The organism is Litorivivens sp., assembly GCF_041625495.1.
Taxonomy (GTDB): Bacteria; Pseudomonadota; Gammaproteobacteria; order Pseudomonadales; family Spongiibacteraceae; genus Litorivivens.
Map to the genome: position 1 here is coordinate 1 of NZ_JBFJTH010000119.1, position 11,842 is coordinate 11,842.

Genomic DNA, 11,842 nt, shown 5'->3' on the forward strand with positions numbered 1-11,842 from the left:
AACGCGCAATATTCGGCTGGCTACAGGCGTCAGTTCCCTTTCTTATCACCATCCGCTGGTATTGGCTGATCGAATTTGCCAACTCGACCACCAGGTCCGGGGCCGCCTTACTTTCGGTGTTGGCCCTGGCCAGCTGGTGGCCGATGCCTACATGATGGGTATCAACCCAAAAGATCTACGCCGCCGTATGAATGAATCGCTGACTGCCTTGGTAAGGCTGCTAAACGGCGAAACCGTCACCATGAAGACCGACTGGTTTACCCTGAATGAAGCCCGCTGCCAGATTCTGCCTTACCAGAGCCCCACGATAGATATGGCCGTTGCCTCGGCTATTAGCCCCACCGGTGCGCGCACTGCAGGCGAACATGGGCTAGGTATGATTTCAGTGGCCGCTTCAAGCCCCGAAGGCTTTAAACAGCTGGCTAACCACTGGGACATCTGTGAAGGAAAAGCTGCCGAACACGGTAAGCAGGTTGCGCGTAGCAACTGGCGCATCGTAACGCCTTTTCACATTGCAGAAACGGAAGAGCAGGCCTACAAAGATCTGGAATACGGCCTGATGGATATGATGCGCTACTTCAAAAAGTTTGGCGGCAGCGCTTTCCCGGAAGCCAAATCCTTTAAAGAAGCGATCGATATCTGGACTACCGGCGGTCTTGGCGCATTCGGCGTAGGCGTGGTTGGCACTCCGGAAACACTGGTCAATCACATCAAAAAACTGCAAGACCAATCTGGCGGCTTTGAAACCTTTCTGGCGCTGGCACATAACGCCGCAGACTTTGACGCCACCAAAAAGTCGTACGAGCTGTTTGCACGCGAAGTCATGCCCCACTTCCAGCACTGCAACGATAACCGTCCAGCCTCACTCAATTGGGCGGCTGAAAATGCCGATCGGTTTATGGAAGAATACGTGGGCGGGATCAACACCGCGATCGCCCAGCACGAACAGGAAATGGCAGATAAGCAGAAAAAAGCCGCCAGCAGCGCTTGAGGTAAAGATCATGAGCACGCAAGTACAAACCGAAGGTAAACCGATCCCCATCGCCAGCGGCGCCGCTGCCGAAGGCGGCCACTACTTGGAATTCATCACTACACCGTTGGATTTTATGAAGCGTGTGTATGACGAATGCGGCGAAGTAGGCGAGTTCGACATGGGCGGCCTGCCAACGGTACTAATGATTGGCCCCGATGCACACGAAGCTTTTTTCCGTGCGCCAGACGAACAACTCAGCGCCTCCGAAGCCTATCAGATGATGGTGCCGGTGTTTGGCGAGGGCGTGCAATACGGCGCCGAGCCCCACATCGAGCGCCAGCAGCTAAAAATTCAGTATCAGGGCCTGAAGCACGACAAGATGTCGAGCTACGCTGGCGTTGTTGCGCAGGAAGTCATCGATTTTACCAAAGACTGGGGCAATGAAGGCGAAATGGATTTCTACGAAGCCTTTACCGACCTAACCCTGCGTACCTCGACTCACTGTCTGCTAGGCTCCGTGTTTCGCTACCGACTAACCGATGAGTTTGCCGACCTGTATCGCGATCTGGAGAACGGGATTGATCCGTCAGCCCTGCTCGACCCGAATCAGCAGAAAGACACCTTTAAAAAGCGCGATCTGGCCCGGGAGCGACTGCAGGAACTTATCACCGAAGAGATCCATCGACGCCGCGATGCCCAAGCCAACGGCGAAGCGCCGCTGGACGACATGCTCAATATCTATATGACTGCCAGCTACGAAGACGGCCGCACACTTACAGAGCATGAAATCACCGGCCTGGTTATCTGGTTTATGTTTGCCGGTCACCACACCAGCTCAAACACATCCGCCTGGACTCTGGTTGAGATAGCGAGACACCCCGAATACCACCAAGAGCTGATCGGCGAAATCGACAAGCTGTTCGCCGGCGACCAGGAACTCAGTTTCAATGCCTTGCGTGAAATACCGCTGCTGGAAGGCTTTATACGCGAAGCGCTGCGCCTACATCCACCGCTGAACGCAATTTCACGTCGTGTGATGAAACCGTTCGAATACAAAGGCTACCTTATTGAGCCAGGCAAGAACGTCATGCTCTGCCCCTGGGTAGCCCACAAATTGCCGGAACACTTTCCGGAACCCGAACGGTTCAACCCAAAACGCCCGGCACCAGACAACGTCTTCGCCGCCATTCCCTTTGGCGGTGGCCGCCGCAAGTGTGTGGGCAATGCCTTCGCGCTGCTGCAGGTGAAAGCGATTTTCTGTGAGTTACTGCGAAACTTTGAATTTGAGTTGACCATGCCGCCAGAGCAATATCAGGAAATCATGCCGGCCTTAATTCTGCGCCCCAGCGCCCCCTGTATATTGCGCTATAAACGACGCACCGATATTTAAGCCGGAGGATATTGGTATGACAAAACTCTGCATCAAAATTGATTTGGATCTCTGTCAGGGCCACGGTGTCTGCCAGGCCGAAGCTGGAGAGGTATTCGAACTACAAGATACCGACGCACCTTACCCACAGGCCGTGGTTATCAAAGAAAACGTTGGCAATGACGATCGAGAAAAAGTGCTAAAAGCAGAAAAATTCTGCCCTAATGCCGCAATAACCGTTACCGAAGAATAACTATAGAACAGGGTTATACCATGCCCAAGCTACTGCTGCGTTTTGATATGCGCAACCCTGATTTTGGCGCCGACCAGCGCGCGCTCTACGATGCCGCGCTCGATATGGCCGAGTGGGCCGATCAGCAGGGCTTTGACTGCATTCAAATCAGCGAGCATCACGGCTGCGAAGACGGCTATTTACCTTCTCCTATTGTATTAGCGGCTGCCATGGCGGCGCGAACCAAGCGCATTCGACTGCGTATGGCACTGATCATTCTGCCGTTTCACGACCCTGTTCGTGTCGCCGAAGACCTCGCTGTACTCGATATCATCAGCAACGGCCGGTTGGATGTTGTCGTGGGCGCTGGTTACGTACCGGAAGAGTTCGCCATGTTCGCGGTGGAGCTCAAAGATCGCGGCCGGCTGATGGAAAGCAAAATCACTGCACTAAAAAATGCCTGGACCGGCGAGCCCTTTACCTACGAAGGTCGTCCCGTGCGGGTAACACCGCGGCCGCTACAAAAACCACATCCCCCGCTGTGGATGGGCGGCTCAAGCAAACCCGCCGCCCGCCGCGCTGCGCGTATGGTGGACTACTTTTACACTGAGAACCGCGAGCTGTTTGCTGAGTTTAACGCCGAACGACAACGTCTTGGCAAAAGCGCCATACCGTTTATGGAGCTCGGCTCCGGCTTCTTTGTTGTCGCCGAAAACCCGGACGCCGAATGGCAGCGCATGGCGCCCCACATACTGTTCGAATGCAACAGCTACGGCAAATGGCAAGCTTCTTCTGCAATGCAGGGCCAGTATCTGGAAATGACCGATGCCGAGCCGCTGCGTCAAACCGGCCTGTATCCAATCATCCGGCCCACTGAGGTCGATAGCTACCTCGACGCATTAGGTGACAACGCCCAACTCTGCCTCCACCCACTCATTGCCGGGCAAGCTCCAGCAGACGGTTGGCGCCAACTGAATGATTTTGCGACGCATGTACTGCCTCGCCTGAAAACCAGAGAACAAGTATGAAAAGACTGACCGTTGCGCTGGCCGCCAGCCTTGCCCTGAGCGCCTGCACTAAACCGGATCTGACCTACAGCGGTCCGCAGGCCGATTGGCCCGTGATTGGCCAGAACAGCGCCGGGCAGCGCTACTCTGCGCTGAACCAGATTGATCGCAAGAATGTAAAATATCTGAAACCCGCGTGGACTTACCAGCTCAAGGATTTTTCCGACGGCGGTGAAACTCACGGCGCCACCGCCCTACAACTCACCCCCCTTGTGGTAAACGACACTATGTATGTGTGTACGCCCTACAACCGGGTGATTTCTCTAAACCCGGAAACAGGCGAAGAACACTGGGCTTATGATCCGCAAGTGGATCTGACCGGGGTGTATACCCCGGCCTGTCGCGGAGTCAGCTACTGGGAGGGCAACGCTGGTGCGCAGTGCAACCGCCGTATTTACGTCGGCACGCTGGACGCCCGACTGATAGCGATTGACGCGGACACCGGCAAACCCTGCCCGTCCTTCGGTGCCCATGCTCAGACCCCAGGTAGCATCGACTTGACCCAGGGTGTCGGTGAAGTACGCCAAGCCGAATACTACGTCACCTCGCCGCCGCTGGTGATGGGCAACAAGATCATTACCGGCGCCTTTGTGCAAGATGGCCAGCGTACCGATGCCCCCAGTGGCGCCGTTCGCGCCTTTGACGCCGTGTCAGGAGACTTGTTGTGGGCCTGGGATCCCGTGCCACCCGGCCATAAAGCCGTCACCGCCGCAGACATCAAACAGGGCAAAAACCTCACGCCCGGCACGCCCAATGCCTGGGGCATACTGTCCGGCGACGAGGAGCGCAATCTGGTGTTTGTACCCACCGGCAACCCCGCACCGGATCACTACGGCGGCAAGGAGCGTGGCGACCTGGATTACTACGGCAGCTCGGTCGTGGCGCTCAATGCCGACACCGGCAAGGTGATCTGGCATTTTCAGACGGTTCACCACGACGTCTGGGATTACGACGTTGCAGCGCAACCCGTCGCTTTCGACTTCAAGGGGACGGGAGCAGAAAAGAGACCTGCCATTGCGGCTGCCACCAAAATGGGTCACGTATTTTTTCTTGACCGCGAAACCGGCAAACCCCTGTTGCCCGTCGAGGAACGTCCGGTACCGCAAACCGATGTCGTCGGCGAATTCACCTCACCTACGCAGCCGTTTCCAGTAAAACCAAAACCTCTGCACCCGGCCACACTGACCCGCGATGAAATCTGGGGAATTACCCCTTGGGACAAAAAATACTGCCGCGAATTCTTCGATCGTCTGCGCTACGAAGGCATTTTCACGCCGCCATCCTATCAAGGCACACTGGCTTACCCCGGCCTCGGCGGCGGGATCAATTGGGGCTCTGTGTCGATTGATCCGGTGAACGAGCGCATGGTGGTCAACCTGCAAATTGCGCCTTTCACCATGAAGGTGGTTCCTCGGGCAAACGTCAGCGAAAGCAATGGTAGCGACCTAGTAGGCTTAGCACCTCAGGAAGGCACACCCTACGCGGTAACTCGCAATGTCTTCGCCACCGCCTGGCCAGATATGAAACCCTGCGTTGAGCCGCCTTGGGGCAAGCTGGTATCGATTGACCTCAATAGCGGCGACATTCTGTGGGAACGCACGCTTGGTAACCTCAATAAACTTGCACCACTGGGGCTGGGCAAGCTTTTCCCCTGGGGTACGCCGAATACCGGCGGTTCCATTCAGACAGCCGGTGGTCTCATTTTTATCGGTGCGACAATGGATAACTACTTTCGCGCCTTCGACAGCGACACCGGTGAACTGCTCTGGGAATACGAACTTCCCTCCGCAGCACACGCTACGCCTATGACTTATCGTCTGTCGCAGCAGAGCAAGCAATACGTTGTTATTGCAGCAGGCGGGCACGGCCCGCTGGGCAGCCAGGCCGGAGACACGTTAATCGCCTTTGCCCTGGAGGACTAATATGAGCTCCCTGAGCACCGACTTTTTTGTTCGCTATTACCAAGCCTACAACAGTGAAGATCCGGCGGCGCTAACACTGTTTTATAGCCCCGACGTGATCTTTACAACAGCTCAGGGTGAACAACGCGGCGTGGAAGCTATTCTGGATACGTACGGGTATCTGATCGGCCAATTTGAAGACCGCATGACACCAGACAGCATTCTGGTAGATGGCAATCGCGCGGCGGTAGAAATTACTGACGTCTTTACGGCGCGCCAAGATGTTGCTGACTTTATGGGCGTGTCATTGAAAAAGGGCGAATCGCTCACCTTGAAGCTCTGCGCGCTGTATACGGTAAGCAACAATAAAATCACCCACGCAACCATCTATACCCGCTAGCTCGCCAACCCATTCACGATAAAGGAGCCCCAGATGATCCAACACCTGTGCCTGATCAACTTCAAACAGGAACTCGATACCGAAACCCAGCAGAAGGTTATCGACGCCTATAACAAACTGCCCGCATTGATTCCGGGCATTAAAAGTTTCAAATGCGGCATGGATTTGCAATTGCTGGAAGGCAACTACCATTTCGGAATTGTGGCGGAATTCGACAGCCAGGAAGCCTTCCAAGCCTACTCTGTGCACCCGGCGCAGGCGGAAGTTATTTTTCCGGTGGTGGGTGAATTGATGGCCGGGTACACCACCGCGCAATTTGCGCTGTAGGTTGACACTAGGCGGCAGGCGGCTTCCCTCAGGAAGTAGCCTGCTGTTGTGTTCAGCCTAACTTTTTCTGTAGCTTCATTGTTTGCGTGCGTTTACGCAGCCGGATATTCAGCAGCTCAACACTGACTGAAAATGCCATCGCAAAATATACATAGCCCTTCGGTACGTGCACATCAAAACCTTCGGCTATTAGTGTCACACCAATCAGAATGAGAAATGCCAGCGCCAGCATTTTAATGGTGGGGTTTGCATCAACAAACTCGGCGATGGATTTGGAAGCCAACAGCATCACCAGCACCGATACCACGACTGCGATGACCATAATGGAAATCTGATCGACCATACCGACTGCGGTAATGACCGAGTCCAGCGAAAACACAATGTCCAGTATCGCGATCTGAACAAGCACACTACCGAAACTCGCCACCACCACACTGATAGTCGAATCCTCCCCAACCTCAAAACTGTTATGAATTTCGTGGGTAGATTTCATTAGCAAAAACAAACCGCCACCGATCAAAATCATGTCGCGCCCGGAGATACCTTCGCCCAGCAGGTGAAACACATCTGCGGTAAGCCCCATCACCCAGGTCAAAGCAAAAAGCAGCAGCAGTCGAGCCAGCATAGCCAGCCCCAATCCAATACGCCGTGCATTGTCCCGCTGGTGTACGGGTAGTCGGCTAACCAGAATTGAAATAAAAATGATGTTATCGATGCCTAGAACGATTTCCAGCGCAATCAGCGTTGAAAGCGCAACCCAGGCTTCGGGACTTGCCAACCATTCCACTAGCTTGTCTCCCCTGACAAACGTTTATGCATATAAGACAGACCGAGAAGTGCCAGGCCCAAACCCATAAACGAGGCGACCCGCAGCAGCCCGGCCAGATCCGACATATCCACCAGAAAAATCTTGGCGATAACGGCGAGCAGCATACACATTCCCACCTTATAAAGCTGTGTTTTCTGTAGCCGGGTGGCCTGTAACACCGCGCCGATTGCAATCAACAACCAAACCAGAGAATAGGTGTACAACTCGCCACTGGAGGTGGGTAAATAATCACTCACATCGCCATTCCACAGGTGGCGTATTTCGAGATTAATAAATACAAACAGCGCCACCATACCGACAACTCCTGCCATATTGCGCCACCGCGCAAGATAATAGCGACGCACTAACCAGGCCATCACCACCGGCAACCCGTACGCCAACAGCAGCGAATTAAACACCGGAGTAGTCGCCACCACCTGATACCCGAAATACGGGTTATGGGCGGTAAGTAGCAGCGCAAAAGCCCCCAGACTGGCGCAGAGCAACACTTTCGCTGCCACCGCGTAGATGCCGCGCAGGTGCTCCGAGAGCTGCCCGCGGTAATGGTATGCCAGCGCCAAAGCGGCCCAGAGATTGACATTGATCGCCGCCTCTAGGTAACTGAAGCGGTCGATGAAGATCTGACCGTCATACAACCAGTAGCGGGTTTCCGCGCCCAGGGTCAACACCAGCAAATGCAGGGCAGCGGCTTCCAACCAAGCGCGCAGCGGATTGTCGGAATTCAAAAACCGAGCGGCGACAACGCAACAGGCTGTCGCACCGCCGTAGGTCCACAGTGACCAGTGCGTGCCCCCGAGGGTATCGGCATAACTGAGCAGCCACGGATTAAAGGTAAGACGTGTTACCACCACGGCCACCAACAGCTTCACCAACCAGTCGACACTCTGCAGCTGATAGCGCTTGATCAGCCAGCTCAGAGAGATCAACTGCAATGCCAGAGCAAGGGTTAGTCCCGCCTCCTGAAAAGCTATGGCGACAGCAACTGAGTACGCTGCGTGGCCCGCCAGCAGGAGCCACACGGCGGGGATATCACGCTCAGCGCGTGCCAACCGCTGTGTTGCGTAGAATATATAGGCGCCGCCTAGCATCAGTGTGATCGCAGACCAGTGCCAGCCTTGGAGAAGCTCTGGCAGCTGCAGATAGGTCACCGACAGCCACAATACCGGCGACAAGAAGGCCAGCGAAGACCAAACAGCGACCAGTCGAGACTGACGCAACAGCCATACGCCACCCACACTGAACAAGCTGGCGGCGATGACATAAGCCCAAAACTTGTCGACGGGCGCCGTCACCACGTGACTCTGCCCCGACAGCAGCGGAACCAGTGAAATCACGATCAATACAACGGCACTTAACCAAGGAAACGGACACAGGTCTTCCCGCTGACGTGCAGCGACCAGCAGCACCGCGGCAAAGGGTAAATGCAACACAAACGCACTCAGCGAGAATGGCTGCAGCAATGACAACGCCAATAGAGACAGCAAAAGCAGCAAGCCAATTTGATCGCGGCGGTAATCGCTCGACAACAACGTGCGCCATGACAATGTCGCCAAACGGATCCGATGGACAGACAGACGCCAATCAAGGTGTGGAATGGCCAACAGCGCGTAGGCGAGTAGCGCCAAATACAGCGGCCGGAACTGATGCGCGGAACTTTCCCCCAGCGACACCACCCCCCAAAATACCATCCCCGCCAACGCGCCGTACCACAGCCAGGGCCGGTAAACGTAACGCAACAAACACAGTGCTGCGGTGGACACAATAAGCGCATAGATCAGCGCTCCAGTCATATTATTACTGCCGCTACTCACCAACGCCGGCACAACGTATGCGCCGAGTAACCCGATGCCCGCCAATACCGGGCCGTGGCGCAAAGCCAGGATCATGGTAACGAAAGAAATCACCGCGAGCAGTGTAAAGACCAGCCCCGGACTCATCAGCTGATACAGGTGCAGTGCCGCCAACAATGCCGCATACAGGGTAATACTGGCGCCTCCCGCCAACGCCGCGACCGCCGGTTGCGGCCCAACTTTGCGGAAAAGGTATTCAGCCACCGCATGCAACAGCAATCCCGTAACCACGGCCAACCCGATGCGCGCGGCCGGGCCCAGCAGGCCCTGCTCAATGCCGTAACGCACCATGAATATGCCAGCAAGGCCAATACAGCCACCACCAAGCCAGATCATCCAGAACTCTTTGAGCTTGCTAAGCCAGAGATTTCCTTGAGAATAGCTATTAGCAGGAGTGGAGGTTCCGGGCGTGGAGGTTCTGGATGCGGGATCAGCAGGTGATGGGGCTACAGGTGGAGGGTCCTTAACAGGTGCTGGTGCGGGTGGCCGCCGGGGTGAAGACGCCCGATCGCGCGGGGCATACAGCTGCTGTTCCTTCAGGTGCCACAACTGCTGCTGCAGCTCGCGCAGCTGTTGCTCTAGCGCTCGGGTTCGGTTAAAGGCCACCCAGCCCAACACTGCACCCACACCAAGCCCCAGCGGGATCAGCCCCAGAATAATAAATTCCATACGCTCCGCCTCGTTTTATTCTATGCACACCATACCGAACTCTAGCCGATCATGAATAGCTCGCGTTCTCATCTACAGCGCACGATGGCTTCCGGGTATGACTACAGCACGTGCTAAACTAGGCTGCAATACGCCGGCTTATCCGGCTGTAACCGCGGCGCCTATAAACATAACCAAGAAAATGTTTTATAAAGGGCCTCAGGCATACTGTTGGTAGGACTCATGACTTCAGACACACCCGCCAAACTCGGCAAGCAGGCACTGAAAACTCTCGTGGCCCGCGAAAAAATTCTCAATGCGGTTATTTCGCTGATTAACGAGGGCGGGTTTGGCGCAGCAACGTCCAGTAAAATTTCGCGCCGCTCGGGGCTGACCTGGGGTGCAGTGCAGCACCACTTCGGCTCAAAGGAAGATATTCTCGCGGCCATTCTCGATCACTCGCACCAGCGTTTTACCGAGCTGATGGATAGCGACGCAAGCACCAACGGCAGCCTGAAAAAGCGCGTGGATTTGTTTGTTGAGCGCATGTGGCAGCACTACCAGAGTGATCTTTACGTGGCCACCTTGGAAATACTGCTTGCCAGCCGCAAACATCCGCTACAAGCCGCAGACTCCAAAATAAAGCAACAGTCGTCTAGCCACGCCGGTACCATGCAAGCCTGGTTTGCCGACAGCGGCTTGAGCGATGAAGCGCTACTCGAAGCACTTATCTACACCCATACATTTCTTACTGGACTGATGATTGAACAGGTGTTCGAAGGCGAAATTGCCAACGAAGAAGCGCACCTGGCGCGCATCAAACGCAGCATGCTGCAAATGTTGCGCGGTAAGCGCCTGCTATGAGGCGCTTCGCGCCGGGAAATAGACTTTGAAATTGGCGCCTTCACCTTCCCGGCTTTCCAGTTCAATACTGCCCTTGTATTGATCGACAATCTTCTTACAGATCGCCAGCCCAATACCCGAGTGCTGCTGGTCGTTGCGCTCGGCAAATTCGAATATATTTTTATGTTGTTCCTGCGCTATACCGCTACCATTATCACGCACGTGGAATCCAATGCGCTGGCCATCAGCGGGGCGCAGCGGGCCAATTTCGATCACCGGCGCTTCCTTGGCGCCCGAAAAGCGCAGCGCATTACTAACCAGATTCAAAAGAATCTGCTGCAAGTGATAGTCGGCCACCGGGAGGGCCGGCAATGTGTTGTGAATGACTGTGATTTCCCGTTTACGGATTTCCAACCCGAAATCACTCAACACGTCTTCTAATACCTGATTGGTATCAGTATCACTCTCTGGCAGGGTGACGGATTCAATGCGCGCATAGGAAAGCAGGGAGTCAATCAGATTGGTCATACGCTCGCAGGTTCGCGCAATATCATCGGCACCACGTCGCGCGTCGCTGTCGGCCTCAGGCCCCAGGCGACTGCCCAATAATTGCGCTTGCGCCCGGATCTTTTTCAATGGCTCACGCAAATCGTGGGCGGTGATATCCGCGTACTGTTCAAGTTCACGGTTACTTACTTCGAGCGCGCGATTGTTCACTTCGAGCAGGTATTTTGCATTGGCCAGTTCGACCGTGCGGTGCTCTACCTGTTCTTCTAATCGCGCAGACAGCGCTTCCAGTTCACGGGCCTGCTGGGCATTGCGCGCCGCCTTTTCCCGCAGATCGTCATTCAAGCTCTGTAACTGCGAATTGCTGGGAATGGCCAGTGCGCGCGGGATCAGCGGCCAAACCAGAATAGCCGTCCCAATGGACGCAAGGGCAGTAACAGCCTTGACTGTTCCGCTGAACCAGTAAGCGCCATACCAAACGTTATAGATATTCACCAGGTGAGTGGCGCCACACGCAAAGATAAACACGGCGAACAAGATGAAGATGTAGTTGAATTGCAGATCATCGCGGCGCTTCACAAGATAAACCAGCGCCAATGGAATGGTGAAGTAAGACAATACGATAATCGCATCCGTCACTACATGCAGCGACACCAGGCGATCATCCCACAAGTAGCAGTGCCCATGCGGCGGCATCTTATTCCCGAAAAAGCTACTCCAGAAGCTCTCCATGGCTTGGACTCTCCTACCTGTGCGTAATGGACGAGGTTATTACTACTGTAAACTAACTAAGCAGTATAGCCAAAACGAAGGTGACCAAAACCGCACACTGCGTTGAGCTACAGAACGCAGATGACTATCACACTTAGAGGATCCGGGTGGGGTACTATCAGGCG

11 protein-coding genes are annotated in these 11,842 nt (G+C 55.0%); 8 read left to right on the plus strand and 3 right to left on the minus strand.

What is annotated here, in order from left to right:
• From ABYP39_RS13290 to ABYP39_RS13320, 7 genes are all read left to right on the plus strand, one after another.
• Nucleotides 1–991 (plus strand): LLM class flavin-dependent oxidoreductase (locus ABYP39_RS13290; protein WP_372782972.1); only part of this gene is annotated, 991 nt, incomplete at its 5' end.
• 10 nt (nucleotides 992–1,001) lie between these two features.
• On the plus strand, nucleotides 1,002–2,363 hold the full coding sequence (locus ABYP39_RS13295; RefSeq protein WP_372749067.1) for a cytochrome P450: 1,362 nt from the start codon (nucleotides 1,002–1,004) through the stop codon (nucleotides 2,361–2,363).
• 16 nt (nucleotides 2,364–2,379) lie between these two features.
• A complete protein-coding gene (locus ABYP39_RS13300) occupies nucleotides 2,380–2,595 on the plus strand; it encodes a ferredoxin (protein ID WP_372749068.1) in 216 nt (71 codons plus the stop codon).
• 20 nt (nucleotides 2,596–2,615) lie between these two features.
• Nucleotides 2,616–3,602: an LLM class flavin-dependent oxidoreductase gene (locus ABYP39_RS13305; RefSeq protein WP_372749069.1), complete on the plus strand. Its 987-nt coding sequence runs from the start codon at nucleotides 2,616–2,618 to the stop codon at nucleotides 3,600–3,602.
• The gene (locus ABYP39_RS13310) at nucleotides 3,599–5,563 is read left to right on the plus strand and encodes a pyrroloquinoline quinone-dependent dehydrogenase (RefSeq protein ID WP_372758577.1); all 1,965 of its coding nucleotides are present in this window, start codon (nucleotides 3,599–3,601) and stop codon (nucleotides 5,561–5,563) included. Before ABYP39_RS13305 ends, ABYP39_RS13310 begins: the two co-directional genes overlap by 4 nt.
• Nucleotide 5,564: 1 nt before the next feature.
• Entirely contained in the window at nucleotides 5,565–5,942 is a 378-nt protein-coding gene (locus ABYP39_RS13315) for a nuclear transport factor 2 family protein (protein WP_372764094.1), read from the plus strand.
• 33 nt (nucleotides 5,943–5,975) lie between these two features.
• Entirely contained in the window at nucleotides 5,976–6,269 is a 294-nt protein-coding gene (locus ABYP39_RS13320) for a Dabb family protein (RefSeq protein WP_372750423.1), read from the plus strand.
• 52 nt (nucleotides 6,270–6,321) lie between these two features.
• Here the strand turns inward: ABYP39_RS13320 and ABYP39_RS13325 are convergent, their stop codons facing one another.
• Together ABYP39_RS13325 and ABYP39_RS13330 are read right to left on the minus strand one after the other, a co-directional pair.
• Entirely contained in the window at nucleotides 6,322–7,056 is a 735-nt protein-coding gene (locus tag ABYP39_RS13325) for a TerC family protein (RefSeq protein WP_372782974.1), read from the minus strand.
• On the minus strand, nucleotides 7,056–9,617 hold the full coding sequence (locus ABYP39_RS13330) for a DUF2339 domain-containing protein (protein ID WP_372782976.1): 2,562 nt from the start codon (nucleotides 9,615–9,617) through the stop codon (nucleotides 7,056–7,058). The genes ABYP39_RS13325 and ABYP39_RS13330 overlap by 1 nt, the downstream gene beginning before the upstream one ends.
• 222 nt (nucleotides 9,618–9,839) lie before the next feature.
• Between ABYP39_RS13330 and ABYP39_RS13335 the strand changes: the two genes are divergently transcribed.
• Nucleotides 9,840–10,460, plus strand: coding sequence for a TetR/AcrR family transcriptional regulator (locus ABYP39_RS13335; RefSeq protein ID WP_372782978.1), 621 nt, complete (start codon nucleotides 9,840–9,842; stop codon nucleotides 10,458–10,460).
• Here ABYP39_RS13335 and ABYP39_RS13340 read toward each other — a convergent pair.
• Entirely contained in the window at nucleotides 10,455–11,678 is a 1,224-nt protein-coding gene (locus tag ABYP39_RS13340; protein ID WP_372782980.1) for an ATP-binding protein, read from the minus strand. The genes ABYP39_RS13335 and ABYP39_RS13340 overlap by 6 nt on opposite strands.
• Between the last annotated feature and the right edge of the window lie 164 nt (nucleotides 11,679–11,842).

Excerpts from the sequence above, each read along its gene's own strand:
- ABYP39_RS13295 (WP_372749067.1), top strand. The coding sequence starts at position 1,002 with ATGAGCACGCAAGTACAAACCGAAGGTAAACCGATCCCCATCGCCAGC.
- ABYP39_RS13300 (WP_372749068.1), top strand. The coding sequence starts at position 2,380 with ATGACAAAACTCTGCATCAAAATTGATTTGGATCTCTGTCAGGGCCAC.
- ABYP39_RS13305 (WP_372749069.1), top strand. The coding sequence starts at position 2,616 with ATGCCCAAGCTACTGCTGCGTTTTGATATGCGCAACCCTGATTTTGGC.
- ABYP39_RS13310 (WP_372758577.1), top strand. The coding sequence starts at position 3,599 with ATGAAAAGACTGACCGTTGCGCTGGCCGCCAGCCTTGCCCTGAGCGCC.
- ABYP39_RS13315 (WP_372764094.1), top strand. The coding sequence starts at position 5,565 with ATGAGCTCCCTGAGCACCGACTTTTTTGTTCGCTATTACCAAGCCTAC.
- ABYP39_RS13320 (WP_372750423.1), top strand. The coding sequence starts at position 5,976 with ATGATCCAACACCTGTGCCTGATCAACTTCAAACAGGAACTCGATACC.
- ABYP39_RS13330 (WP_372782976.1), bottom strand. The coding sequence starts at position 9,617 with ATGGAATTTATTATTCTGGGGCTGATCCCGCTGGGGCTTGGTGTGGGT.
- ABYP39_RS13335 (WP_372782978.1), top strand. The coding sequence starts at position 9,840 with ATGACTTCAGACACACCCGCCAAACTCGGCAAGCAGGCACTGAAAACT.
- ABYP39_RS13340 (WP_372782980.1), bottom strand. The coding sequence starts at position 11,678 with ATGGAGAGCTTCTGGAGTAGCTTTTTCGGGAATAAGATGCCGCCGCAT.